The organism is Cupriavidus sp. MEYA8, assembly GCF_059278825.1.
This window is the reverse complement of the sequence record NZ_CM181221.1, coordinates 2,961,958-2,988,008: the sequence shown is the minus strand read 5'-3', so window position 1 is coordinate 2,988,008 and position 26,051 is coordinate 2,961,958. Positions and strand designations below refer to the sequence as shown.

The window sequence follows — 26,051 nt, the reverse complement described above, 5'->3', positions numbered from 1 at the left end:
CGGCGGGTCGGCGCGGCGAGGTTGCCGGCGGTGGCGTTCCGGTTTTGTGGTCCGGAAAGGCAGGCGGGGCGCGACCCGGTTGGCGAATGGACGAATAACGGCATTCTACGCCGCGCGGCGGCTCATGCACCCTTGGCCGGCGCCGGGCTGGCCGATAGCCGCACAAGCGGGCGGAAGCGGGGGCAGCCCCTCGCGCGCATGGCGCATCCCTGCGCTCCGGCGCGATAATGCCCCATTTCCCCCCACACGCTTACCAGCCAAGAGGAGACCGGCATGGGCAACCGCCTGTCCAAGATTGCCACCCGCACCGGCGATGCCGGCACCACCGGCCTGGGCGACGGCACCCGCACCGGCAAGGACAGCCTGCGCATCGCCGCCATCGGCGACGTCGACGAACTGAACTGCCACGTCGGCGTGCTGCTGACCGAGACGCTTCCCGACGACGTGCGCGCCGCGCTGCTGCATATCCAGCATGACCTGTTCGACCTGGGCGGCGAGCTTTCCATCCCCGGCTACACCCTGCTCAAGCCCGAGCAGGTGGCGCAGCTCGACACCTGGCTGGCGGACTACAACGCCAACCTGCCGCGGCTGGCCGAATTCATCCTGCCCGGCGGCAGCCGCGCCGCGGCCCAGGCCCACGTGTGCCGCACCGTGTGCCGGCGCGCCGAGCGCGCGCTGGTGGCGCTGGGCGCGGCCGAGCCGCTGAACGAGGCGCCGCGCCAATACCTGAACCGGCTGTCTGACCTGATGTTCGTGCTGGCGCGGGTGCTGAACCGGGCCGGCGGCGGCTCCGACGTTCTGTGGCAGCGCGACCGGCAGGGAGGCTGAGTCGCGGCCAGTTACGCAGCAAGCCAGGCAGGAAGCGGGGCGGCAAGTTAAGTCGGCGGCATTTTTTTGTCGCCGGCCGAGGGCTTGGGCTCAAGCCCCGGCCGCAAATGCCGTTGAGGAAACGCAAAATCCGAGAAATTTACTCGGATTTGCCGTTTCTGCCCTTGAAAAGACCCCGGGCGGCCACATTTCGGCCTCAGGTTGAATTGCAGCCGCGCGGATGGCGATGGCTCAAGAGGAGAGAATAATGGGTAAGATCATCGGTATCGACCTCGGTACCACCAATAGCTGTGTGGCGATCATGGAGGGCAATACCCCCAAGGTCATCGAAAACTCGGAAGGTGCCCGCACCACCCCGTCGATCATCGCCTACATGGAAGACGGCGAGATCCTGGTCGGCGCGCCCGCCAAGCGGCAGGCCGTGACCAACCCGCGTAACACGCTGTACGCGGTCAAGCGCCTGATCGGCCGCAAGTTCGAAGAGAAGGAAGTCCAGAAGGACATCGGCCTGATGCCGTACTCCATCGTCAAGGCCGACAACGGCGACGCATGGGTGTCGGTGCGCGACCAGAAGCTGGCGCCGCCGCAGGTGTCGGCCGAAGTCCTGCGCAAGATGAAGAAGACGGCCGAGGACTACCTCGGCGAGCCGGTGACCGAAGCCGTGATCACGGTGCCGGCGTACTTCAACGACTCGCAGCGCCAGGCGACCAAGGACGCCGGCCGCATCGCCGGCCTGGACGTCAAGCGCATCATCAACGAGCCGACCGCGGCCGCGCTGGCTTTCGGCCTGGACAAGAACGAGAAGGGCGACCGCAAGATCGCCGTGTATGACCTCGGCGGCGGTACCTTCGACATCTCGATCATCGAGATCGCGGACGTTGACGGCGAGAAGCAGTTCGAAGTGCTGTCGACCAACGGCGACACCTTCCTGGGCGGCGAAGACTTCGACCAGCGCATCATCGACTACATCATCGCCGAGTTCAAGAAGGACCAGGGCGTCGACCTGTCCAAGGACGTGCTCGCGCTGCAGCGGCTGAAGGAAGCCGCGGAAAAGGCCAAGATCGAACTGTCGAGCTCGCAGCAGACCGAGATCAACCTGCCGTACATCACGGCCGATGCCTCGGGTCCGAAGCACCTGAACCTGAAGATCACCCGCGCCAAGCTGGAGTCGCTGGTCGAAGAGCTGATCACCCGCACCATCGAGCCGTGCCGCACCGCGATCAAGGACGCCGGCGTCAAGGTCAGCGACATCGACGACGTGATCCTGGTCGGCGGCATGACCCGCATGCCCAAGGTGCAGGAGCAGGTCAAGGAGTTCTTCGGCAAGGAAGCGCGCAAGGACGTGAACCCGGATGAAGCCGTGGCCGTCGGTGCCGCGATCCAGGGCTCGGTGCTGTCGGGCGACCGCAAGGACGTGCTGCTGCTGGACGTGACGCCGCTGTCGCTGGGGATCGAGACCCTGGGTGGCGTGATGACCAAGATGATCACCAAGAACACCACCATCCCGACCAAGCATGCGCAGGTGTTCTCGACCGCCGACGACAACCAGCCGGCCGTGACCATCAAGGTGTTCCAGGGCGAGCGTGAAATGGCCTCGGGCAACAAGCTGCTGGGCGAGTTCAACCTGGAAGGCATTCCGCCCGCAGCGCGCGGCACGCCGCAGATCGAAGTCTCGTTCGACATCGACGCCAACGGCATTCTGCACGTGGGCGCCAAGGACAAGGCCACCGGCAAGGAAAACCGGATCACCATCAAGGCGAACTCGGGCCTGTCGGAAGACGAGATCCAGCGCATGGTCAAGGACGCCGAGGCCAACGCCGAGGAAGACAAGAAGGCCCGCGAGCTGGCTGATGCCCGCAACCAGGCCGACGCGCTGATCCACTCGACCAGGAAGGCCGTCACCGAATACGGCGACAAGCTGGAAGCCGGCGAGAAGGAAAAGATCGAAGCCGCGATCAAGGAACTGGAAGACGCCGCCCGCGGCGGCGACAAGGCCGAGATCGATGCCAAGGTCAACGCGCTGTCGGAAGTCAGCCAGAAGCTGGGCGAGAAGGTCTACGCCGACATGCAGGCCAAGGCCGGCGAGCAGGGCGCAGCGGGTGCGGCAGGTGCCGGCGCGCAGCAGCAGGCCCAGCCGCAGGACGACAACGTTGTGGACGCCGAATTCAAGGAAGTCAACGACAAGAAGTAATCGGGACACGCGGGCGGCGGTGCAGGCACTGGCCGGCACCGCTCCCGCCCCGACGCCGGGCGCGGCCATCGGACCCAGCGGGAAACCGCCGTCGGATGCCTCGCTCGGCTTTTTTGCTATTCGCCGGTGGAGCGCCGCATGCGCGTGCCGGCCAAAAAGGTTTGAGCCACCATGGCAAAACGTGACTATTACGAAGTGCTCGGGGTAGGCAAGAACGCGAGCGACGACGAAATCAAGAAGGCTTATCGCAAGCTCGCGATGAAGTACCACCCGGACCGCAATCCGGAGGGCAAGGACGGCAAGGTCGCCGAGGAAAAATTCAAGGAGGTCAAAGAGGCCTACGAGATGCTTTCCGACTCGGAGAAGAAAGCGGCCTATGACCAGTACGGCCACGCCGGCGTCGACCCCAACATGGCCGGCGGCTTCGGCGGCGCGCAGGGCTACGGCGGTTTCGCCGAAGCCTTCGGCGACATCTTCGGCGATATCTTCGGCCAGCAGCAGGGTGGTCGCCGCGGCGGCGGCGGCCCGCAGGCCTATCGCGGCGCCGACCTGCGCTACAGCATGGAGATCAGCCTGGAGCAGGCCGCGCACGGCCACGAGGCGCAGATCCGCGTGCCGCACTGGGACGACTGCGACCACTGCCACGGCAAGGGCGCGGAGCCGGGCTCCAGCGTCGAGACCTGCCCGACCTGCCACGGCGCCGGCCAGGTGCGCGTGTCGCAGGGCTTCTTCACCATGCAGCAGACCTGCCCGAAGTGCCACGGCAGCGGCAAATTCATTCCCAAGCCGTGCACCAAGTGCCACGGCCAGGGCAAGCTGAAGTCGCAGAAGACGCTGGAAGTGAAGATCCCGGCGGGCATCGACGAAGGCATGCGCATCCGCTCGTCGGGCAACGGCGAGCCGGGCATCAACGGCGGGCCGCCGGGCGACCTGTACGTGGAAGTCCACATCAAGCAGCACGCGGTGTTCGAGCGCGACGGCGACGACCTGCATTGCCAGATGCCGATCTCCTTTGCCACCGCGGCGCTGGGCGGCGACCTGGAAGTGCCGACGCTGAACGGCAAGGCCACCTTCCCGGTGCCCGAGGCGACGCAATCGGGCAAGACCTTCCGCCTGCGCGGCAAGGGCATCAAGGGCGTGCGCTCGGGCTATCCGGGCGATCTCTACGTGCATGTGAACGTGGAGACGCCGGTCAAGCTGACCGAGTCGCAGAAGGAACTGCTGCGCCAGTTTGACCGCTCGGTGCACGAGGGCGGTTCGCGGCATAGCCCGCAGGAGCAATCATGGCTGGATAAGGTGAAGAGTTTCTTCAGCTGATCCGGCCTGGCGGTATGAGACCGGCCACGTGAGAGCGTGGCCGGTTTTGTTTTTGGTGCGGCGCTGTCCCTCAAAAAGCCGCCGGTTTTCTCCCCTCTCCCGCCTGCGGGAGAGGGGCCGGGGGAGAGGGCAGGCGCCTCCATCGCCCACCACCCCGTCGCGCGCGATAATGCATCCTAGTACATCATGCCGGCCGTGCCGGCAGTCCAGTTTTCCCTGACGATTTCCCGTGGTAGCCAGCATCCAGCCCCCGCTCTTACCCCTGGCCCCTCTCCCGCAAGCGGGAGAGGGGAGCACGCCCTCAGCCCAAGGAGAGGTCTTCGTCCTTCTCGATGACGCCACTGCCCCGGTGCCACAGGCCGCATCGCGTCTCTACACCAGCTTCCTCCACGAAGACGTACTGCCCGCTGGCAGCGATACCGCCCGGCTCGACGCGATGCTCGCCGAAGGTTGGCGACAAGGCTGGCACGCCACGCTGTTCGCCCCTTACGAGTTCGGCGGCGCGCTGGTCGACGCCCCGGTCCACACCGGCGGGACGATGCCGTGCCATGACGGTGCGCTGCGCCTGCTCTGGTTCCGCGAGCTGCGCCACCTCGACGGCGCGGCCGTGACTGAATGGCTCCAGGGTAACGCCACACCTGCGCCTGCCGGCCTGATGGACGTCGCCTCCGATACTCCGCGCGAAGCCTTCGACGACGCCATCGCCCGCATCCACCAGTGGATCGAGGCCGGCGACACCTACCAGGTCAACTACACCCAGCGCCTGCGCTTCCATGCCTTCGGCGATCCGCTGGCGCTGTACGCCGCGCTGCGCGCCGCGCAGCCGGTGCCCTACGGCACGCTGGCACGGCTGCCGGGCGACGCCTGGGTGCTGTCGCTGTCGCCGGAGCTGTTCGTGCGCCACGACAGCGGCGGCCACCTGCTGACGCGCCCGATGAAGGGCACCGCGCCGCGTTCGGGCGATGCGCAGCGCGACGCGCAGGCCGCGGCCGCGCTCGCCGCCGATGCCAAGAACCGCGCCGAGAACGTGATGATCGTCGACCTGCTGCGCAACGACCTGGGCCGCATCGCGCAGCCGGGCAGCGTGGCGGTGCCCGAGCGCTTTGCCGTGCAGCCGTTCGGCGCGGTACTGCAGATGACCTCGACGGTCACCGCCACGGCGCGTCCAGGGACCGGCTTCGGCGCGCTGATGGCGGCGCTGTTCCCATGTGGCTCGATCACCGGCGCGCCCAAGCGCCGCACCATGGAGATCATCGCCGCGCTGGAAGGCACGCCGCGCGGCCTCTACACCGGCGCGATCGGCTGGATCGATGCCCCGCAAGCCGGTGCCGCCATGGGCCCGTTTGCGCTGTCCGTGGCAATCCGCACCCTGGTGCTGGCGCCGCCAGCGGCCAGCGGGCTGCGTTCCGGCGAGATGGGCGTCGGCGGCGGCATCGTCCACGACAGCGTGGCCGCCGAGGAATTCGCGGAATGCGGCTGGAAGGCGCGCTTCCTGACGCGGCTCGATCCCGGCTTCACGCTGTTCGAGACCATGCGTGTGCAGGACGGTGAATGCCTGCACGCGGACCGCCACCTTACGCGCCTCGGAAATTCGGCGCGTGCGTTCGGGTTTGCCTTCGATGCCGACGCTGCACGGGCAGCGGCGGTGACGCAGGCCGGGCAACTTGGCGCCGGTACCTGGCGCCTGCGCATGGCGCTGGACAAGGCGGGCACGCTGTCCATCTCCAGCGGCGCGGTTGTGCCGTTGCCGGTGCCCGTCTCGGTCGACCTGGCGCCCGAAACATTGCCCGACGTCGATCCGTTGCGCCGCCACAAGACCAGCGCCCGCGCCGTCTACGACGCCGGCTGGCAAGCCGCGGAGCGCGCCGGCGGCTTCGACCGCCTGTTCTTCAATACCCGTGGCGAGTTGCTGGAAGGCGGGCGCAGTTCGGTTTTCGTCCGCATCGATGGCCGCTGGCTGACGCCGCCGCTGTCGGCCGACATCCTGCCCGGGGTGATGCGCGCGGTCGTGCTGGAGCAAGGCGGCGCGGCACTTGGCGCGCCCGGTGAAACGGTAGAGGAGGGCGTCATCACTCGTGCCATGCTGGCGCGTGCCGACGCCGTCGTGGTAGTCAGTGCACTGCGCGGCGCAATGCCGGCAACGCTCATCTAGGCGCTACGGGTGATGCGTGTCCAGCACGCCGTCGCCCAGCTTCCAGCGCACCACGCCCGGCAGGTTGATCAGCTCGCGGTCGTGGCACACCATGATCACGGTGCGGCCTTCGGTGGCGAGGTCGCGCACCAACGCAATCACCTGTTCGCGTGCATGGCCGTCGAGACTCGAGGTCGGTTCGTCGAGCAACAACAGCTCCGGCTCCAGCACCTTGGCGCGCGCCAGCGCCACACGCTGGATCTCGCCGCCCGACAGGTATTCGGGCGCGGTATCCTGCAGGTGCGACACGCCGGCCCAGCCCAGCGCCTCGCCCACGCGCCGCGCGATCTCGTCGTGCGGCAGGCGGCGCGCATGCAGGCCGTAGGCGATGTTCGCGCGCACCGAAGTGCGGAACAGGTAGGGGTGCTGGTGCAGATAGGCAATGCGCTGGCGCACCGCCAGCGGCAGCGGATCGAGCGGCGCGCCATGGGTCTGGCCGTTGGCATCGGTCCATTGCACGGTGGCGCCGGGCGCGCGTTCCAGCCCGGCCAGCATGCGCAGCAGCGTGGTCTTGCCGGCGCCATTCATGCCGGTCAGCACGATCGCGGTGGCGCGCGGGATCAACAGCGTGTCGATGGCAAACAGGCGGCGCAGGCCGATGGTGCGGGCCAGCCCGCGCACGGTCAGCAACGGGGAGGCCGGTGGTTGGGATGCCGCTGTCATCGCCGGAACCCTCCTGCGCCCTGCAGCCACGCCATGCCGATATTGACCAGCAGCGCCAGCGCCACCAGCACGATGCCCAGCGCGATGCCCTGCGCGAATTCGCCCTTGCTGGTTTCCAGCGCGATCGCGGTGGTGATGGTGCGGGTCGAGCCTTCGATATTGCCGCCGATCATCAGCGCCGAACCGACCTCGGCGATCACGCGCCCGAAGCCCGCCACCACCGCCGCCATCAGCCCGAAGCGCAGCTCGCGCAGCACGGTAAAGAAGGTGCGCCAGCGCCCGGCGCCCAGCACCCACGCGGTTTCGCGCAGGCGTACATCGGCACCCTGCAGCGTCGACAGCGCAAACGCCAGCACCACCGGGAAGCCGATCACCGCCTGCCCCAGCACCATGCCCGACGGCGTGAACAGCAGGTGCAGGCTGCCCAGCGGCCCCTGGCGCGTCAGCAAGAGATAAAGGATCAGCCCGACCAGCACGGTCGGAAACGAGAGAAAAGCCTGCACCACCACCACCACCGCGCGCCGCCCCGGGAACTGCCGCGTGGCGATCAGCCAGGCGGCGGCGATGGCGGGCACGGTGGCGAGCGCCAGTCCCAGCACCGCGATGGCCAGCGAGGTCCAGACGATGAACCACAGCCCCGCGTCGCCGCTGCCGAGCAGGCGGAATGCGGCGGCGGTGGCGGCAGCGATCTCCACCGGGTCAGGCGGAGAAGGTGTGCTCGGGAGCGGGGAAGCTGCCGTCCTTGACCGCGGCCACGTAGGCACGCACGGCGCCTTCGATCGAGGTCTGGCCTTCCATGAAGTTGCGCACGAACTTTGCCTTGCGGCCGGGGTAGACGTTGATCATGTCCTGCAGCACCAGCACCTGGCCGGTGCAGTCGGCGCCGGCGCCGATGCCGATGGTCGGCACCTTCAGCAGCTGCGTGATCTCGCCGGCGAGCTTGGCCGGCACCGCTTCCATCAGCACCACCTGCGCGCCCGCTTCCTGCAGCGCCAGCGCGTCGCGCTTGAGCTGCGCGGCGCCCGCGTCGGTCTTGCCCTGCACCTTGAAGCCGCCCAGCGCATGCACCGACTGCGGCGTCAGGCCAATATGCGCGCACACCGGGATGCTGCGCTCGACCAGGAATTTGACGATAGGCGCGAGCCAGTCGCCGCCTTCGAGCTTGACCATCTGCGCGCCGGCCTTCATCAGCGTGACGGCGCTGGCAAACGCGGTTTCCGGCGTTGGGTAGGTGCCGAATGGCAGGTCGGTCACCAGCATGGCGGTCTGGTTGCCGCGCACCACGCATTCGGTGTGGTAGGCCATGTGTTCCAGCGTCACCGGCAGCGTGGTCTGCTGGCCCTGCATCACGTTGCCCAGCGAATCGCCGACCAGGATCATCTCGACGCCGCAGTAGTCGAGCAGCGCCGCGAAGCTGGAGTCGTACGCGGTCAGCATGGCGATTTTCTCGCCGGCGTCGCGCATCGCCTGCAATTTGGGGATCGTGATGGTCTTGCGGGAGGGGTCGAGGAGGTAACTCATGGCAGTGCCCGAAGGTGACGGCGGGTTGTGCCGCTAAACCACCCGCGATACCACGCAGGGCAACGGCTGCCGTCGTTATTGTGTTGTGGCTGGCAGGCGGGGCCTGTCAGGGCGCAGCGAGATTGAGAAAGGCCTTGCGGCCGCGCATGATTTCAATGCGCGACAGTAGTGTACGGAAATCGTCATCGTTGTCCACCGGATTGAAGTGGGCGGTATCGACGACCAGTACCGGGGCCTCGTCGTAGCGGTGGAACAGTTCGCCGTAGGCGTCGGCCAGCCGCTGCAGATAGTGTTCGTCGATGCCGGCCTCGCCCGGCTCGCCGCGGCGCACGATGCGCTCGCGCAGCAGCGACGGCGTGGCCTGCAGCACGATGACCAGGTCGACCCGCTGCGGCGGCAGGCTGAAACGCGCGGCAATGGCGTCGTACAGCGCCAGTTCGTCAGGCGCCAGCGTCAGGGCCGCGTGCAGGCGGTCCCTGGCCATCAGGAAATTGCTGACCATGCGCTGGCCGGCCAGCAGCGCGGCCTGCCATTGCTGCAGCTGCGCGGCGCGCTGCGTCAGGCACCACAGCTGCATTGCCAGCGCGTGGCGCGCGGGATCGCGGTAGAACGGTTCCAGGAAGGGGCTGCGGCGCGCGCAGTCAGGCAGCTCGTGCGCCTGCAGCGTGTGCGCCAGGCGCTGGGCCAGCGAGGTCTTGCCCGATCCGACGGGGCCTTCGACGACGATGCGGCGCAGGTGGTCGAGCATGGCGCTTTGCGCGGATGACCCGGGAGCCTCAGCCGTTGCTGCCGGCCCTGCCTTCGGCCTGCAGGCGCAGGCACTTGCAGGTGGAGACTTTCTCGATGCGCTGGGACGTCACGCCGGCCAGGAAGTCGGCGGCGCGGCCGCGCCCGGGGATCGACAGTTCGGCGTCCAGCTCCACCAGCGGCACCAGCGTGAAGGCGCGCTCGGTCACGCGCGGATGCGGCACGGTCAGGTGCTCGTCGTCGTATTGTTCGTTGCCGAACACAAGGAGATCCAGGTCGAGCGTGCGCGGCGCGTTGCGGAACGGGCGCTCGCGCCCGAACTGGTCCTCGATGTGGTGGCAGATGCGCAGGAGCTGCGACGCGGTGAACGAGGTCTGCACCTTGACCACCGCGTTGTAGTAGTCGTCGCCGCCGGCATCGACTGGCGCGGTGCGATAGAGCGAGGAACGCGCCAGCACCGTGATGCCGACCTGCTGGGCCAGGCACACGATGGCGTCCTTGATGGCCTGGCGGGCATCGCCCAGATTTGCGCCGATGCCGATGAAGGCGAGAGTCATTTACGTTTCCTCCGGCTGGCCGGGGCCGGCATGTGCTGCCTGGCCCGCGTCCGAGTCGCTCCGGGAAGAAACTTTATCCGATTTCCGCGGACTGCGTCGGCGGCGCTTCTTGCGCGCCGGGCCTTCGCCTTCCGCACCCTGGGCTCCGCCCTGGCCGCCACCCTGGCCCCGCGCGCCGCGCACGGCGTCGATCAGGTCTTCGCGCTCATGTGGCTCGGCGTTCTGGAAGTCCTGCCACCAGGCGGCCAGCTCTTCCGGCAGCTCGCCGGACTGGCAGCGCAGCTGCAGGAAATCGTAGCCGGCACGGAAGCGCGGCGACTCCAGCAGGCGGAACGGCATGCGGCCGACGCGCTTCTCGAAGCGCGGCTGCATGCCCCAGATATCGCGCATGTCGGTGACGAAACGGCGCTGGATCGCCAGCTGGCCGGTCTGCTTTTCGAGCACCGAATCCATGGCGCTGTTGAGCGCGGCGATGGCGTGCTCGCCTTCGTCGCGCAACTGGTTCCAGCGCTGCAGCACGTGGTGCCACAGCAGCGCGGCAAACAGGAAGCCCGGCGACACCGGCTTGCCGGCCTGCACGCGGCGGTCGGTGTTATCCAGCGCCAGCTGCACGAAGCGCTGGCCCATGGGCTGCTCCAGCGCCACGTCCAGCAGCGGCAGCAGGCCCTTGTGCAGGCCCGCCTTGCGCAGCTCCTGCAGCGAGGCCCAGGCGTGGCCGGACATCAGCAGCTTGAGCATCTCGTCGAACACGCGTGCGCTGGGCACGTTGTGGATCAGCTCGGCCAGGCTGGCGACCGGATGGCGCGTGGCCTCGTCGATATCGAAGCCGGTCTTGGCAGCAAAGCGCACCACGCGCAGCATCCGCACCGGGTCTTCGCGGTAGCGCGTGGCCGGGTCGCCGATCATGCGCAGCGTGCGGGCGCGGATGTCTTCCATGCCGTGATGGTAGTCATGCACGGTCTGCGCGGCCGGGTCGTAGTACATCGCGTTGATGGTGAAGTCGCGGCGTTCCGCGTCTTCGGCCTGCGAGCCCCACACGTTGTCGCGCAGCACGCGGCCCGAGGCGTCGATCGCATGGGTCTTGCTGTCGAGCTCGGCGCGCTTCAGGCGGCGGCCTTCGGGCAGGGTCTCGCTGGCGATGGCGTCGACCAGCGCACGGAAGGTCGAGACCTCGATGATTTCCTGCTCGCGCCCGCCGTAGAAGGTCACGTGCACGATCTGGAAGCGGCGGCCGATGATGCGCGAGCGGCGGAACAGCGACTGCACCTGCTCGGGCGTGGCATTGGTGGCGACGTCGAAATCCTTGGGCTTGATGCCGAGCAGCAGGTCGCGCACGGCGCCGCCGACGATATAGGCCTGGTAGCCGGCCTGCTGCAGCGTCGAAGTGACCTTGACGGCATTGCGCGACAACAGCGTGGGGTCGATCTGGTGCTCGTCCACGTTGACGATGCGCGGCGTATGGGCGCGGCCGGTGCGGCGCTGCTTGGGGCCGGGCTTGCCCAGCAGCCTGGTAATGAGCTTCTTGATCACGTCAGAACAGATCCATGATGCGCCAGCCGGCCGCGGCGGCGTGGTGGCGCAGGCGATCGTCCGGATTGGTGGCGATCGGCTCGGAGACTTTTTCCAGCAGGGGCAGGTCGTTGGCCGAGTCGCTGTAGAAGGTGGTGGTCTCGAAGTTGTCCCAGGTCGCGCCCTGGGCCTTGAGCCAGGCTTCGACGCGGGTGATCTTGCCTTCGCGGAAACTCGGCACGCCGAAGACATCGCCGGTGAACTGGCTTTCCGGCTTGCCGTCGACGGTGGCGGGCTCGGTCGCGATCAGGTGCTTGATGCCGAAGGCGGCGGCGATCGGCGCCGTGACGAAGCTGTTGGTGGCGGTCACCACCGCGCACAGGTCGCCGGCCTCGATGTGCTTGTAGACCAGCGCGCGCGCCTGCGGCGTGATCACCGGGTCGATCACCTCGTGCATGAACTGCGCGCGCATGGCGTCGAGCTTGTCGCGCGGGTTGGCCGCCAGCGGCCCCAGCGCAAAGCGCAGGAACGCCTGGATGTCCAGCGTGCCCGCCTTGTAGTGGTTGTAGAACTCGTCGTTCTTCTGCCGGTAAATTTCCTCGTCGACGATGCCCAGGCGGACCAGGAAGCGGCCCCATTCGTGGTCGCTGTCGGTCGGGATCAGGGTGTGGTCGAGGTCAAAGAGTGCCAGATTCATGGGGCGCGATTTTACCTTAAGGCAGGATGGGGTAAGGGAGCGGGCGGGGCGGGGCCGTCGCCTAGTCCCGGAATTCAGCGAACATCTCGCGCAGCAGCGGCAGCGTGACCGGCCGCTTGCGTTCGAGCGAGTAGGTATCGAGCGCGTCGAGCAGCGCCATCAGGCTGGGCATGTCGCGGTAGTGGCGCGTGACCAGCCAGTGCGTGATCTCGGGCGACAGCTGCAGGCCGCGCTCGCGTGCCGCTTGCAGCACCGCGGCCTTCTTGTCGTCGTCGGACAGCGGCGCGACCTGGTACACCAGGCCCCAGCCCAGCCGGGTGCGCAGGTCTTCCCGCACTGGCATGGCGCGCGGGGCCAGGCCGCCGGCGACCACCAGCGCGGTGCGCACGTGGGCGCGCACCTCGTTGTACAGCGAAAACACCGCGATCTGGCGCGCTTCGTCCAGCAGCTCGACATCGTCGACGGTGTAGAGCTGGCACCACGGGTCGAACAGGAAGTCGGACAACGGGTGGTGCGGGCTCAGGTAGCGCGAGCGGATGCCATGCTGTGGCGCTGCCTCGCAGACCGCGTGCAGCAGGTGGGTGCGGCCGCAGCCGACCTCGCCCCACAGGTAGACCAGCCGGTCGGTGGCGCGCTCCTGCGCGACCGCGGCGGGCAGCTCCTGCAGGCGCTGCACCGGCTCGCGGTTGGCCGCCACCACGAAATTCTCGAAGGTCGAAGGCGGCGGACTGCCCAGTTCGAGCGACAGTTGCTTGTTGGGACGCGGGGACATGACGTATGGCTAACTTGCGGGGTGGCGTCTGGGGGATGGGGTCGGGATAGTGGCAGCCGTTATTTTCGGTACAGGTCGCTGGCCACGTAAACCCGGCGCAGCTGCCGCGCGCCGACCAGCAGCACGGCGCACGTCGGCAGCGCCAGCAGCACGCCAAAGAAGCCGAACAGCTGGCCGAAGGCAAGCAGCGCGAAGATCACCACCAGCGGGTGCAGCCCGATGCGCTCGCCCACCAGGCGCGGCGTCAGGTAGAAGCTCTCGATGAACTGGCCGAAGCCGTACACCACCGCCACCGCACCCAGCCCATACCAGTTGCCGAACTGCAGCATCGCCGCCAGGATCGCCATGACCAGCCCGACACCGAAGCCGATATACGGGATAAAGACCGCCAGCCCGGTGAAGACCCCGACCGGCACGCCGATATCGAAGCCGGCAATGGTCAGCCCGATCGAGTAGATCGCCGCCAGGATCACCATCACCAGGATCTGGCCGCGCAGGTATTGCGACAGCAGGGCATCGGTCTCGTTGGTCAGCTCGCGCACCTTGGGCACCCAGCGGCGCGGCACCACGCCCTCGATGCGGCGCATCACCATGTGCCAGTCCATCATCAGGTAGAACATGACGATGGGCACGATAAAGATGATGCCCGCCACCTCGATCAGTGCCGAACCCGACATCTTGACGTAGTTCAGCAACACCACCAGCAGGTCTTCCGGGCTGGCCGAGAAGCGGTCCGACAGCATGCTGCGCAGCCCCGGGAAGTCAAAGCGCACGCGCACGCCGAACTCCGCCAGCCGCGGCGCCACCACGGAATTGAGCTTTTTCAGCAGGATCGGCAACTGCTCGCGCACCTGCGGGATCTCGCGCTGGAGCACCGCGATCAGCAGCAGCACCAGCATCACGCAGATCACCGTCAGCAGCAGGATCATCAGCGTCACGCCGATGGCGCGCGGCACCCGGCGCCGTTGCAGCCAGTCCACACCCGGGTTCAGGATATAGGCGAAGATGAACGCGAACAGGAACGGCGTCAGCACCGGCGCCAGCGCGATGATCGCGGCGAACAGCGCGGCGGCCACTGCGATCCAGAGCAGGATGCGTTTGGTCTCGTGGTTCAGCAGCGGGGCGTTCATCAAATAATCTGGGCAAGAGGCGGCAGGGCGGGTTTTCGGCATAGTTGGCCGGAAACTGGAAGCCGGGGGCCTCTATCCGTTAAAATTGCGATTCTACTGGACTCGCGCCCGCCTTCCGATGCCAAGCGGCGGAAGCTGCAACGGAAGCCCCGACTGCGCGAGCGCCGGATTTGTCACTTTAGTTCCTCCCTTTATTCCTCCAGGACAAGCAGGTTCCCATGAGCGCATCCCCGACCGACGGCCAGGCCGGCCTTTCCTACCGCGACGCCGGTGTTGACATCGATGCCGGCGACGCGCTGGTCGACCGCATCAAGCCGTTTGCCAAGCGCACCATGCGCGAAGGCGTGATGGCCGGCATCGGCGGGTTCGGTGCGCTGTTCGAGCTGTCGAAGAAATTCCAGGAGCCCGTGCTGGTGTCGGGCACCGACGGCGTGGGCACCAAGCTCAAGCTGGCGTTCCAGCTGAACCGCCACGACACCGTCGGCCAGGACCTGGTCGCGATGAGCGTCAACGACATCCTGGTGCAGGGCGCCGAGCCGCTGTTCTTCCTGGACTACTTCGCCTGCGGCAAGCTGGACGTCGACACCGCCGCCACCGTGATCCAGGGCATCGCCCGCGGCTGCGAACTGGCCGGCTGCGCGCTGATCGGCGGCGAGACCGCTGAAATGCCGAGCATGTACCCGGACGGCGAATACGACCTGGCCGGCTTTGCCGTCGGCGCGGTCGAGAAGAAGAAGATCATCGACGGCAGCACCATCACCCCGGGCGACGTGGTGCTGGGCCTGGCGTCGTCGGGCGCGCATTCCAACGGCTATTCGCTGGTGCGCAAGATCATCGAGGTGGCCAAGCCGGACCTGAATGCCGACTTCCACGGCCAGCGCCTGCAGGACGCCATCATGGCGCCGACGCGCATCTACGTGAAGCCGCTGCTGTCTCTGATCGAGACCCTTCCGGTCAAGGGCATGGCCCACATCACCGGCGGCGGCCTGACCGAGAACGTGCCGCGCGTGCTGGCGCAGAACGTGACTGCCGTGCTGCATCGTGATGCCTGGGCCCTGCCGCCGCTGTTCCAGTGGCTGCAGGCGCAGGGCCGCGTGGCCGACGACGAAATGCACCGCGTCTTCAACTGCGGCATCGGCATGGTGGTGATCGTGGCCAAGGAAGACGCCGAACGCGCCATCCGCCACCTGCAGGCCGCCGGCGAAGCCGTGTGGGAGATTGGTGAGATCCGCGAACGTGCCGAGGGCGAGGCCCAGACCATCGTGATCTGACGCGACCCCAGCGTTTCACACATACAGAAAACGGCGCTTGCCTTCGGGCATGCGCCGTTTTTTTTCGTCCGTGCCCTGGCGGATATGGTGGTTAGGTGTTTACCCGAACCCGCTGCCACCATTTGTGGCAGATATCGCTTTAGTGCATTGCACCAAATTCCAGCATGCATATGCACCATATCTGACAAACAATATTTTGCTTGATTGTATGGCGGTTTATGTCCTAATGTACTGAGCAAAGGCGAGGCGCATGCATGCCCCGTCGGAGACAACCCCGCGCGCAACCGGCGACCGATGCGCAGCGGGCAGGCCAGGGACCATTGGAGGAACACCATGCAAGCAGTCAGCATCGACGCCGCGGGAAAAGGCGCGTCGGCCAAGAAACAGTCAGTCGCGCGCGTCGCCGGGGCCAGCCTGGCCGGCACTACGCTGGAGTTCTACGACCACTTCATCTACGGATCGGCCGCGGCGCTGGTCTTCCCCAAGCTGTTCTTCCCGCAGAGCGATCCGCTGACCGCGACGCTGCTGTCCTTCGCCAGCTATGGCGTGGCATTCGTGGCGCGGCCGCTGGGCGCGGCCATCTTCGGCCACTTCGGCGACAAGATGGGCCGCAAGTCGATCCTGATCATCACGCTGCTGATGATGGGCCTGGCCACCTTCGGCATCGGCCTGCTGCCGACCTATGCCGCGGCTGGCGCGCTGGCGCCGCTGCTGCTGGTGCTGCTGCGCGTGGTGCAGGGCCTGGCGCTGGGCGGCGAGTGGGGCGGGGCCGCGATCATGATCAACGAGCTTGATCCCGAAGGTAAGCGGCGCGGCATCCTCGGCAGCCTGGTGCAGCTGGCGGCGCCGATCGGCTTGCTGCTGGCCAACGGCATCTTTGCGCTGGTGACGTGGCAGGTGTCCGAAGAAGCCTTCCTCAGCTGGGGCTGGCGCGTGCCGTTCCTGCTGTCGGCGCTGCTGGTCGGGGTCGGGCTCTATATCCGCTCCAACGTGCGGGAATCCGGCATGTTCGAGAAGCTGGAGGAATCGCATGCCGAAGCGCGCGCGCCCATCATGGAAGTGCTGCGCAACTACAAGAAGCAGCTGTTGATCGCCTTCGGCGCGCGGCTGGGCGGCGACATCGCCTTCTATGTGTTCACGCTGTTCCTGCTGTACTTCGTGCCGACCAAGCTGGGCCTGCCCAAGAGCATCGCGCTTAACGCCGTGCTGCTGGGCGCGGTGGCGCAGATCCTGTTCATCCCGATCGCTGGGCTGCTGGCTGACCGCATCGGGCGCCGCCCGGTGCTGATGATCGGCGGTATCGGCGGCGCGGTGTGGGCCTTTGTCTTCTTTGCCATGGTCAAGACCGGCAGCCCTGCGCTGATTATGCTGGCCTCGTTCGTCGGCATGGTGCTGGTGTCGTTCATGTTCTCGCCGCTGGCCTCGTTCCTGCCCGAGCTGTTCGCCACCCGGGTGCGCGTCACCGGTGCCTCGCTTGGCTTCCAGTTCGCCGGCGTGTTCGGCGGCGCGCTGGCCCCGCTGATCGCGATCGGCCTGCTCGACCGCTTCGGCAGCACCGCGCCGGTGGCGATCTACCTGGCGGTGGTGTGCGCGCTGATCGCGGTCGCCGCGGCCGCCGCACGCGAAACCGCGCGGATGCACCTGTCCGACGCAGACCGTTGAAGACAACCTCGGGGGCGCCCGGCGCGCCCCTTCTTTTCCTTACGTGACGAACATCGTGAAACAGTTTGACCTGATCATCCGCAACGGCACCGTGGTGACTGCCAGCGACACCATGCAATGCGACATCGCCGTCAGGGACGGCCGGATCGTGCAGCTCGGCCTTGACCTGGGCGAAGCCACGGAGGTCATCGACGCCAGCGGCAAGCTGGTGCTGCCGGGCGGCGTCGATGCGCACTGCCACCTGGACCAGCCCATGCCGGACGGCCTCAGGATGGCCGACGACTTCCGCACCGGCTCGGTCTCGGCCGCGTGCGGCGGCACTACCACCGTGATCCCTTTCGCCGCGCAGGAGAAGGGCCATTCGCTGCGCGCGGCGGTGGACGACTACCATCGCCGCGCCGGCGGCAAGTCGGTGGTCGACTATGCCTTCCACCTGATCGTTGCCGACCCGACCCATGCCGTGTTGCAGGACGAACTGCCGGGGCTGATCCGCGAGGGCTATTCGTCGTTCAAGATCTACATGACCTACGACGACCTCAAGCTTAACGACCGCGAGATCCTCGAGGTGCTGTCGGTGGCGCGCCAGGAAGGCGCGCTGGTGATGGTGCATGCCGAGAATTCCGACTGCATCGCGTGGCTGACCGACAAGCTCGAGGCCGCTGGCAACACCGCGCCGCGCTTCCATGCGCTGGCCCGGCCGATGGCGATCGAGCGCGAGGCCACGCACCGCGCCATCACCTTCTCCGAGCTGGTCGATGTGCCGATCCTGATCGTCCACGTCTCCGGCAAGGAAGCGGTGGAGCAGATCCGCTGGGCGCGCAACCGCGGCATGAAGATCTTTGCCGAGACCTGCCCGCAGTACCTGTTCCTGACCGCCGACGACCTGGACCAGCCCGACTACCACGGCGCCAAGTGCGTCTGCAGCCCGCCGCCGCGCGACCGCGGCAACCAGGAGGTGATCTGGGACGGGCTTGCCGACGGCCTGTTCACCATCTTCTCGTCCGACCACGCGCCGTTCCGCTACGACGATCCCGAGGGCAAGAAGCCCGGCGGGAAGGAAGTGCCGTTCCAGTACATCCCCAACGGTATCCCGGGCCTCGAGACGCGCCTGCCGCTGCTGTTCTCGGCGGGCGTCAACGGCGGCCGCATCTCGGTGAACCAGTTCGTGGCGCTGACCTCGACCAATCCCGCCAAGCTGTACGGCCTGCACCCGCGCAAGGGCACCATCGCCATCGGCGCCGACGCCGACCTGGTGCTGTGGGATCCGAAGCGCGAAGTGCAGATCCGCAATGCCGACCTGCACCACGCCGTCGACTACACGCCGTATGAAGGACAGCGCGTGACCGGCTGGCCGGTGACCACGCTGGTGCGCGGCAAGGTCATCGCGCATGAAGGCGAAGTGCGCGCCGAGGCCGGCCATGGCGAGTTCCTGCCGTGCGCGCTGCCGGAGATGGCGCGGCCGCGCTACCGCACCTCGGGCGGCAGCCTGTGAATGCGGTGGTTTTTTCGATGATCTGACCGACACTGCCGATATGGAACTGACCAACAGCCTGGACGCCGCCACCATCGCCGGGCGCGTGGCCGCCGGCCGCCTCGATCCCGCCGAGGTGGTGGCCGCGTTCCAGGCCCGCATCGCGGCGCGCAACGACCAGCTCAACGCCGTCTTCGAACAACGCCAGGAGCTGGTCGACGCCGACCTGGCGCAGCTGCGCGCACGGCTGGCGCAGGGCGAGCGCCCGCTGCTGGCGGGCGTGCCGGTGATCGTCAAGGACGTGATCTGGAGCCAGGGCCGCCGCGTCACGCAGGGCTCGCAGCTGTACCGCGACTTTATCGCGCCGGCCGATGCGATCGCGGTCGAGCGCCTGCGCCGCGCCGGCGCGATCGTGCTCGGCATGGGCAATACCTCGGAGTTCGCCTGCAAGGGCCTGACCACCAACAAGGTCTACGGCCTGACGCGCCATCCGCTCGACGCCACGCTGACCGCCGGCGGGTCGTCCGGCGGCTGCGCGGTGGCGGTGGCTGCCGGCATGGCGCCGCTGGCGCTGGGCACCGACGGCGGCGGCTCCAGCCGGCGCCCGCCCGCACATGCCGGCGTGGTCGGCTTCAAGCCGTCCTATGGCGCGATTCCCGATTCGATCGGCTTTGCCCACGCCTTCAACGGCATCCAGGTGATCGCGCCGATCACGCGCACCGTGTCCGATGCGGCGCTGATGTTCGAGGCGCTGGCCGGCGCCGATGCACGCGATCCGGATACGCTGGGCTTCAGCCTGGCGGCAGAGCGCCCGCTGCATACGCTCAGGATCGCGCTGAGCCCGCGGCTGGGCTTCGATACGCCGGTCGACGATGACGTCGCCGAAGCCTGCGCGCAGGCAGTGGCGCGGCTGCAGGCGGCAGGCCTGAGCATCGAGATGGCCGACCCGGCCTGGCCCCGGGGCGCCGACGAGGCAGCACTGATGCCGCTGCAGCACGTGGGGCTGGCCAATCTCTACGGCGACGCCTGGCGCCGCGATCCCGATGTATTCGATCCGGATGTCGCGCGCCAGATCGAGCGCGGGCTGGCGTGGACCGGCGCCGACGTGGCGCGTGCGCGCGAAGCCAGCCACCAGATCGCGCTGGCCATGGCGGAGTTCTTTACCCGCTACGACTTGCTGCTGTGCCCGACCACGCCGTGCGTGGCGTGGCGTAACGACCGGCTCGGGCCCGAACGGATCGGCGGCGTTGCCGTCGAGCCGCGCGCCCATGCGGTCTTCACCCCTTTCTTCAACCATGCGCTGGCACCGGCGATCTCGGTGCCTTGCGGCAGCGGCCGCGACGGCCTGCCGGTGGGCCTGCAGATCGCCGGCCCGCGCGGCGCCGACCGCACCGTGCTGGCCGCGGCCAGGCTTGCCGAACGCGTGCTCGCGGCGCGGCCCGGCGCTAACGGATAACTACGGATAACAAAGATATGCGAATTCTTGTCCTCAATCCCAATACCAGCGAAGGCATCACCGCGCGGCTGATGGCCGCGGCCACGCCGGTGGCATCGCCCGGCACCGAGCTGGTGCCGCTGACCGCCAGCCGTGGCGTGCCGTATATCGCCACGCGCGCCGAGGCGCAGATCGGCGGCGCCATTGCGCTGGAGATGCTGGCGGAACGCCACACGGAATTCGACGCCGCGATCATCGCCGCCTTTGGCGATCCCGGCCTGATGGGCGCGCGCGAGCTGTTCGACCTGCCGGTGGTAGGCATGGCCGAGGCGGCCATGCTGTCGGCCTGCATGCTGGGCCGGCGCTTTTCGATCGTCACTTTCGCGCGCGCCCTCGGCCCCTGGTACGAGGAATGCGTGGACATGCACGGCCTGCGCGGCCGGCTGGCCGGCATCCGCATGCTCGACGGCAGCTTTGCCTCGGTCTCGGACGTGCAGGAAGAAAAGGAAGCGGTGCTGGTGGAACTGGCCAACCGCGCCGTGGTGGAAGACGAGGCCGACGTGGTGATCCTGGCCGGCGCGCCGCTGGCGGGCCTGGCCGCGCGCGTGCGCGATCGCATCCCGGTGCCGGTGGTCGACCAGATGGCTGCCGCGGTCAAGCAGGCCGAGGCGCTGGTCGCGTTGCAGCCGCGCAAGGCCAGCGCGGGCACGTTCCGGCGTCCGGATGCCAAACCGACGATCGGCCTGGCGCAGGCGCTGGCGGCGCGCATCGAGCACCGCTGAACACTGTCTGTCCAACACCGCGTCATTTCCGCGCGCAGCGGGAATGACGCCGGCCTTACACCGCGGCGAACACCGCTTCCAGGTCCACTTTCTCTTCAGCCGGCAATTCCAGCCGCAGTGTGCTCTCGACATGCTCGAGGTGCTCGTCCATCAGCTGCGCCACGCGCTCGCCATCGCCGGCTTCCAGCGCATCGACGATATCGTCATGCTCGTGATGCGGGCACGACGGCACGCCCGGCGCGTCGTACAGCGCGATGATCAGGCATGTCAGCGAGCACAGCTCGCGCATGTACTTGCCCAGGTACTGGTTGCCGGTCAGCTCGGCCAGCCTGCAGTGGAATTCGCCTGACAGCCGGATGATGGCGCGCCGGTCGTTGCTGTCGCGCGCCTGCGCTTCCTCGCGCGTGGTCGCGCGCAGCGCTTTCAGCCCGGCCGCATCGATCGCGCCGGCAAGGTCGCGCACCAGCGCCGGTTCGAGCAGGCGGCGCGAATGCAGCACCTGCCTGGCTTCGGCCACGCTCGGGCTCGACACGAAGGTGCCGCGGTTCGGGTGCACCGTCAGCACGCCTTCATGGGCCAGCTTGCCGAAGGCGAGCCGCACCTTGGTGCGGCTGACGCCGAATACGCTGCCCAGTTTTTCCTCGACCAGCTTGGTGCCGGGCGGCAGCCGGTGTTCCCAGATCGCGGTCAGGATACGGTCGGCGATTTCCTCCACCGACGCACCGCGCGCGTTGTCCGCATCGTTTTCGTTGGCATTGCCCAGGGCAGGCGCGGGCTGGTCGGTTCTGGTTCGTGGCATGGCGGGTCGGCGCGGGTGGTCCGAAAAAGACATTCGGTGCCGTCATTGTATGGCGGCTTGCCATCAAGTGTATAACACCGGCGGTGGACCGGTTGCCAGCGCCGGCGGATTTACTTCGCCTTGCCCAGCCTGGCCAGCGCGTCGCCGGTGACGCGGCAAATGCGCCAGTCGGGCAGCACTTCGGCGCCCATGGCCTGGTAGAAGTCGATCGACGGCTGGTTCCAGTCCAGCACCGACCACTCGAAGCGGCCGCAGCCACGCTCGACCGCCAGCGCGGCGAGGTGCTGCAGCAACGCCTTGCCCAGGCCGTGGCCACGCCAGGCCGGGTCGACGTAAAGGTCTTCCAGGTACAGGCCGGGTTTGGCGAGGAAGGTGGAGAAGTTGTGGAAGAACAGGGCGAAGCCGACCGCCTTGGGCGCGCCATTGGCGTCAACTTCAACCAGCACCGCTTCGGCGTGCGGCGTGGCGCCGAACAGCGCTTCCTCGATCTTTTGCGGCGTGGCTTCGACGATATGCGTCAGCTTTTCGTATTCGGCCAGCGCCAGGATCAGGTTGAACAGGGTTTCGCTGTCGGCAGCGGTGGCGGGGCGCAGGGTGAAGGCGGATCTGGACATGTCCGTGAGTAGGCAAGAACAGGATCCGCGATTATCGCCTGTGCATCACATTGCCGTCAGTGGCCAAAGTCCGCCAGCTTGCGCACCTCGTCAACATAGCCCGGCGCCAGGCAGTCCACCACCAGCCGCTCCGGCGTGCTGCGCAGCCAGGTCAGCTGGCGCTTGCACAGCTGGCGCGTGGCAGCGATGCCGCGCTCGCGCATGGTGTCGAAATCGCACTCGCCGTCGAGGTATTCCCACACCTGCCGGTAGCCGACGCAGCGGATCGACGGCAGCCCCGGATGCAGGTCCTCGCGTGTGCGCAGGCGGCGGACTTCGTCAATAAAGCCGTTGGCCAGCATGGCGTCGTAGCGCTGCGCGATGCGCGCATGCAGCGCCAGCCGGTCCGAGGGCTCGAGCGCGATCACGCGGTAGCGCTGGTCTGCGGCACCGGCAAAGGTGCGGCCCTCGGCCTGGCGGGCCAGCAGCGCCGACATCGGCTGGCCCGAAAGCCGGTGGATTTCGAGCGCGCGCTGGATGCGCTGCGCATCGTTGGGCGCCAGGCGCGCCGCGGTGACGGGGTCGACCTGCGCCAGCATCGCATGCAGCGCCGGCCAGCCGCGCTCGGCGGCGAGCTGGTCCAGCTCGGCGCGCACCGCGGGGTCGGCCTGCGGCAAGTCGTTCAGCCCCTGCGTCAGCGCCTTGTAGTAGAGCATGGTGCCGCCCACGATCAGCGGTACGTTGCCGCGCGCGCGGATCTCGCCGATCAGCCGCCCGGCATCGGTGACGAACTGCGCCGCGGAATAGCTCTCGACCGGATCGATGATGTCGATCAGGTGGTGCGGCGCCGCGGCCAGTTCTGCGGGCGTGGGTTTGGCCGTGCCGATGTCCATTTCGCGGTACACCAGCGCTGAGTCCAGGCTGATGATCTCCACCGGCGCATCGGCCGCCAGCGCCAGCGCGGCGGCGGTCTTGCCCGAGGCGGTGGGCCCGAGCAGGCAGACCACGGGTGCAGGCGTGGCGGAATCGTCAGGTACGGCGGACATCGTCGGCAGAGTCGTAAAGAGGCGGTGGCGCTTACTGGCCGCGCAGGAACAGGCGGTCCAGCTCGGTCACGGTCAGTTGCACCCAGGTCGGGCGGCCGTGGTTGCACTGGTCGGCGCGCTCGGTCTGCTCCATCTGGCGCAGCAGCGCGTTCATTTCCTCGACGGTGAGCTTGCGGTTGGCGCGCACCGCGCTGTGGCAGGCCAGCGTGGCCAGCAGCTCGTTGCGGCGCTCGGCCAGCACGCGCGAGCCGCCGTAGGCGTGCAGGTCGCGCAGCACGTCGCGCGCCAGCGCTTCGGCGTCGGCCTGTTGCAGCAGCGCGGGCACCGCGCGCACCGCCAGCGTGGTCGGCGATACCGGCGTGATGTCGAAGCCGAGCAGCGCCAGCGTTTCCTGGTGCTCCTCTGCCGAGCCGATTTCCACCGGGCTGGCGGGCAGCGTGACCGGGATCAGCAGCGGCTGCACGGCCAGGTCGCGCGCGTCCAGGCCGGCCTTGATCTGCTCGTAGAGGATGCGTTCGTGCGCGGCGTGCATGTCCACCAGCACCAGCCCGCGCGCATTCTGCGCCAGCACATAGATGCCGTGCAGCTGGGCGATGGCATAGCCGAGGGGGTGGTCGTCGGTGGTGTCTGCCGCGTCGGCGGAGGCCGGCGGCAGGCGGTCGAGCAGGCCCGGCGGCTCGTCGGCGCGCGCGGCCTGCGCATCGGCCAGCCAGGCGGGCGGCTGCGCCGAAGCGCCGGGAAAATTGCCACCTGGAGCGCCATACGGGCGCGGCGTCGGCGCGGTCGCGTCGCGCACCATGCCGAGGTAGGCCTGGCGCGGCTGCGCAATGCCGAGCTCGGTCTGCCGCGCCGCGGAGTAGTTGACCCACTGGCTGCCACCACCGCCGCTGCCGCCGCCAAATGACGGTCGGGCGCCCGCAGGCGCCGCAGCCGGCAGCCGGATCTCGCCGTCCTCATCGGTATGCAGGCTGTCGCCGTTCTCGCCGGCCTGGCGTGCCAGGCTGCGCTGCACCGCGTGATAGATGAACTGGTGCACCGCGCGCGATTCGCGGAAGCGCACTTCGATCTTGGAAGGGTGCACGTTGACGTCGACCATCTCCGGCGGCAGGTCCAGGCACAGCACGTACGACGGGAAACGGTCGCCGTGCAGCACGTCCTGGTAGGCGCTGCGCACCGCGTGGTTGAGCAGCTTGTCGCGCACGAAGCGGCCGTTGACGAAGAAGTACTGCTGGTCGGGCCGCCCCCGCGACGCGGTGGGCAGGCCGGCAAAGCCGTACACGTGCAGCGTGTCGGCCTGTTCGTCCAGCGGCAACCGCGCCCGCGCGAAGTCGGCGCCCAGCACCTGCGCGGTGCGGTTGGCGACGTCGCCGGCGTTCCAGTGCTCCAGCGGCTTGCCGTTGTGGTGGACCGAGATGGCCACGTCCGGCCGTGCCAGCGCCACCCGGCGCACCATCTCCAGGCAATGCCCGAGTTCGGTCTGCTCCGATTTCAGGAACTTTCGGCGCGCCGGCGTGTTGAAGTAGAGATGCTGCACGTCGACCGTGGTGCCGACTCCGCCAGACGCCGGCTGCACGGTGCCGGTATCGGCACTGACCTGCGTGGCATGGGCGTCGGCAGCGGTGCGGCTGGTCAGCGCAAGCTGGGAGACGGAAGCGATCGAGGCCAGCGCCTCGCCGCGGAAGCCCAGCGTCAGCACCGATTCCAGTTCGTCGAGCGACGCAATCTTGCTGGTGGCGTGGCGCATCAGCGCCACCGGCAGCTCGGCGGCGGGGATGCCGCAGCCGTTGTCGGAGATGACGATGCGCCGCACGCCGCCTTCTTCCAGCCGGATGCCCAGCTGCGTGGCACCGGCGTCCAGCGCGTTTTCCAGCAGCTCCTTGACCACCGACGCCGGGCGCTCCACCACTTCGCCGGCGGCGATCTGGCTGATGAGCTGGTCCGGCAGCGGACGGATCGGACGCGGCAGCTGGGAGGTGCGAAGGGTGGCGCGAAGGGTGGTGCGAACGGGGCTCTGGCTGGCGGAATCGGGCATCCGGCGATTATACGTGGCCGTCCACGCAGAGTCGGCGCCACCGGCCCGCGACAAGTGGCGGAAGGGCACGCCGGCTCTTGTATGATTCATGCCAGGGCGGCACGCGCCGCGTGGACTTGTGCAGTCAACCAAACCATATCGGGGAACGACTTGGAATTCGCTTTGCAGCTCATCGACATGCTGGTCCATGTCGACAAATACCTCGGCACCGTCATCGACCAGTATGGCCACTGGGTCTATGCCATCCTGTTCCTGATCGTGTTCGCCGAAACCGGGCTGGTGGTCCTGCCGTTCCTGCCGGGCGACTCGCTACTGTTTATCGCCGGCGCCTTCTGCGCTACCGGCGCCATGAACGAATGGGCGCTGGTGGGCCTGCTGCTGGTGGCGGCCGTCACTGGCAATACCGTCAACTACTGGGTGGGCAGCTGGATCGGGCCCAAGGTGTTCGACCACCAGTGGCGCTTCCTGGACCAGGATGCGCTGCGCCGCACCCATGATTTCTACGAGCGGCATGGCGGCAAGACCCTGGTGATGGCGCGTTTCGTGCCGATCGTGCGCACCTTTGCGCCGTTCGTCGCCGGCGTGTCGCAGATGACCTTCGCGCGCTTCCAGATGTTCAACGTGCTGGGCGCGCTTGCCTGGGTGGTCGGGCTGGTCTTTGCCGGTTACTTCTTCGGCAACCTGCCGTTCATCAAGCAGTACCTGAACCTGATCGTGCTGGCGGGGATCGGCGCGGCGGTGGTGCCGCTGGTGCTGGGCGGACTGTGGAAGCTGGTGCGCGGCAATCGCCGCCGGCCCTCGCGCGTGGAGCGCTGAAGCGCCTGTAATATCTGACGC

23 protein-coding genes are annotated in these 26,051 nt (G+C 68.0%); 10 read left to right on the top strand and 13 right to left on the bottom strand.

Annotated features, from left to right (window positions below; genetic code table 11):
* Window positions 1–273: 273 nt before the first annotated feature.
* The 4 genes from AC5WJ1_RS13910 (at window position 274) to AC5WJ1_RS13895 (ending at window position 6,488) form a co-directional block, all read left to right on the top strand.
* Window positions 274–828 carry a cob(I)yrinic acid a,c-diamide adenosyltransferase gene (locus AC5WJ1_RS13910; RefSeq protein ID WP_135705892.1) on the top strand — a complete coding sequence of 185 codons (555 nt, stop codon included), beginning with the start codon at window positions 274–276 and terminating at the stop codon, window positions 826–828.
* Between the two features lie 247 nt (window positions 829–1,075).
* Window positions 1,076–3,019 carry a molecular chaperone DnaK gene (gene dnaK / locus AC5WJ1_RS13905; RefSeq protein WP_133092263.1) on the top strand — a complete coding sequence of 648 codons (1,944 nt, stop codon included), beginning with the start codon at window positions 1,076–1,078 and terminating at the stop codon, window positions 3,017–3,019.
* 171 nt (window positions 3,020–3,190) lie between these two features.
* A complete protein-coding gene (gene dnaJ / locus AC5WJ1_RS13900; RefSeq protein WP_135705891.1) occupies window positions 3,191–4,336 on the top strand; it encodes a molecular chaperone DnaJ in 1,146 nt (381 codons plus the stop codon).
* A 229-nt stretch (window positions 4,337–4,565) separates the two neighbouring features.
* On the top strand, window positions 4,566–6,488 hold the full coding sequence (locus tag AC5WJ1_RS13895; RefSeq protein WP_494476166.1) for a chorismate-binding protein: 1,923 nt from the start codon (window positions 4,566–4,568) through the stop codon (window positions 6,486–6,488).
* A 3-nt stretch (window positions 6,489–6,491) separates the two neighbouring features.
* Here AC5WJ1_RS13895 and AC5WJ1_RS13890 read toward each other — a convergent pair whose 3' ends face one another.
* From AC5WJ1_RS13890 to AC5WJ1_RS13850, 9 genes are all read right to left on the bottom strand, one after another.
* Window positions 6,492–7,190 (bottom strand): ATP-binding cassette domain-containing protein, encoded by a 699-nt coding sequence (locus AC5WJ1_RS13890; protein WP_133092260.1) that lies wholly within the window; start codon window positions 7,188–7,190, stop codon window positions 6,492–6,494.
* On the bottom strand, window positions 7,187–7,885 hold the full coding sequence (locus tag AC5WJ1_RS13885) for an ABC transporter permease (RefSeq protein WP_133092259.1): 699 nt from the start codon (window positions 7,883–7,885) through the stop codon (window positions 7,187–7,189). Before AC5WJ1_RS13885 ends, AC5WJ1_RS13890 begins: the two co-directional genes overlap by 4 nt.
* 4 nt (window positions 7,886–7,889) lie before the next feature.
* Window positions 7,890–8,711, bottom strand: coding sequence for a 3-methyl-2-oxobutanoate hydroxymethyltransferase (gene panB, locus AC5WJ1_RS13880; RefSeq protein WP_195431933.1), 822 nt, complete (start codon window positions 8,709–8,711; stop codon window positions 7,890–7,892).
* A gap of 106 nt (window positions 8,712–8,817) precedes the next feature.
* Window positions 8,818–9,459, bottom strand: a complete 642-nt coding sequence (locus tag AC5WJ1_RS13875; protein WP_195431932.1) for a deoxynucleoside kinase — start codon at window positions 9,457–9,459, stop codon at window positions 8,818–8,820.
* Window positions 9,460–9,487: 28 nt separating this feature from the next.
* Window positions 9,488–10,015 (bottom strand): 2-amino-4-hydroxy-6-hydroxymethyldihydropteridine diphosphokinase, encoded by a 528-nt coding sequence (folK, locus tag AC5WJ1_RS13870; RefSeq protein WP_133092256.1) that lies wholly within the window; start codon window positions 10,013–10,015, stop codon window positions 9,488–9,490.
* The gene (gene pcnB, locus AC5WJ1_RS13865) at window positions 10,016–11,545 is read right to left on the bottom strand and encodes a polynucleotide adenylyltransferase PcnB (protein WP_135705887.1); all 1,530 of its coding nucleotides are present in this window, start codon (window positions 11,543–11,545) and stop codon (window positions 10,016–10,018) included.
* Window position 11,546: 1 nt separating this feature from the next.
* Window positions 11,547–12,221, bottom strand: a complete 675-nt coding sequence (locus AC5WJ1_RS13860; RefSeq protein WP_133092254.1) for a histidinol-phosphatase — start codon at window positions 12,219–12,221, stop codon at window positions 11,547–11,549.
* 61 nt (window positions 12,222–12,282) lie between these two features.
* Complete coding sequence (gene hda, locus AC5WJ1_RS13855) at window positions 12,283–12,993, bottom strand: DnaA regulatory inactivator Hda (protein WP_133092253.1); 711 nt, start codon at window positions 12,991–12,993, stop codon at window positions 12,283–12,285.
* Between the two features lie 59 nt (window positions 12,994–13,052).
* Window positions 13,053–14,123: an AI-2E family transporter gene (locus tag AC5WJ1_RS13850; protein ID WP_133092252.1), complete on the bottom strand. Its 1,071-nt coding sequence runs from the start codon at window positions 14,121–14,123 to the stop codon at window positions 13,053–13,055.
* Between the two features lie 218 nt (window positions 14,124–14,341).
* Between AC5WJ1_RS13850 and purM the strand changes: the two genes are divergently transcribed.
* The 5 genes from purM (at window position 14,342) to AC5WJ1_RS13825 (ending at window position 20,744) form a co-directional block, all read left to right on the top strand.
* Entirely contained in the window at window positions 14,342–15,394 is a 1,053-nt protein-coding gene (gene purM / locus AC5WJ1_RS13845) for a phosphoribosylformylglycinamidine cyclo-ligase (RefSeq protein ID WP_133092251.1), read from the top strand.
* Window positions 15,395–15,727: 333 nt separating this feature from the next.
* Window positions 15,728–17,056, top strand: coding sequence for an MFS transporter (locus tag AC5WJ1_RS13840; protein WP_494476165.1), 1,329 nt, complete (start codon window positions 15,728–15,730; stop codon window positions 17,054–17,056).
* Between the two features lie 55 nt (window positions 17,057–17,111).
* Window positions 17,112–18,548 carry a dihydropyrimidinase gene (gene hydA / locus AC5WJ1_RS13835; protein ID WP_195431931.1) on the top strand — a complete coding sequence of 479 codons (1,437 nt, stop codon included), beginning with the start codon at window positions 17,112–17,114 and terminating at the stop codon, window positions 18,546–18,548.
* A 40-nt stretch (window positions 18,549–18,588) separates the two neighbouring features.
* Entirely contained in the window at window positions 18,589–19,983 is a 1,395-nt protein-coding gene (locus tag AC5WJ1_RS13830; RefSeq protein ID WP_195431930.1) for an amidase, read from the top strand.
* Window positions 19,984–20,000: 17 nt separating this feature from the next.
* A complete protein-coding gene (locus AC5WJ1_RS13825) occupies window positions 20,001–20,744 on the top strand; it encodes an aspartate/glutamate racemase family protein (protein ID WP_133092247.1) in 744 nt (247 codons plus the stop codon).
* Window positions 20,745–20,799: 55 nt separating this feature from the next.
* Here the strand turns inward: AC5WJ1_RS13825 and AC5WJ1_RS13820 are convergent, their stop codons facing one another.
* The 4 genes from AC5WJ1_RS13820 to mutL form a co-directional block, all read right to left on the bottom strand.
* On the bottom strand, window positions 20,800–21,543 hold the full coding sequence (locus tag AC5WJ1_RS13820) for a GntR family transcriptional regulator (RefSeq protein WP_135705883.1): 744 nt from the start codon (window positions 21,541–21,543) through the stop codon (window positions 20,800–20,802).
* Between the two features lie 110 nt (window positions 21,544–21,653).
* Entirely contained in the window at window positions 21,654–22,157 is a 504-nt protein-coding gene (locus AC5WJ1_RS13815) for a GNAT family N-acetyltransferase (RefSeq protein WP_135705882.1), read from the bottom strand.
* Between the two features lie 56 nt (window positions 22,158–22,213).
* Entirely contained in the window at window positions 22,214–23,182 is a 969-nt protein-coding gene (miaA, locus tag AC5WJ1_RS13810) for a tRNA (adenosine(37)-N6)-dimethylallyltransferase MiaA (RefSeq protein ID WP_135705881.1), read from the bottom strand.
* A 31-nt stretch (window positions 23,183–23,213) separates the two neighbouring features.
* The gene (mutL, locus tag AC5WJ1_RS13805) at window positions 23,214–25,214 is read right to left on the bottom strand and encodes a DNA mismatch repair endonuclease MutL (protein ID WP_195431929.1); all 2,001 of its coding nucleotides are present in this window, start codon (window positions 25,212–25,214) and stop codon (window positions 23,214–23,216) included.
* A 162-nt stretch (window positions 25,215–25,376) separates the two neighbouring features.
* On the opposite strand from mutL, the gene AC5WJ1_RS13800 reads away from it, so the two are divergent.
* On the top strand, window positions 25,377–26,030 hold the full coding sequence (locus AC5WJ1_RS13800; protein ID WP_133092380.1) for a VTT domain-containing protein: 654 nt from the start codon (window positions 25,377–25,379) through the stop codon (window positions 26,028–26,030).
* Window positions 26,031–26,051 lie beyond the last annotated feature (21 nt).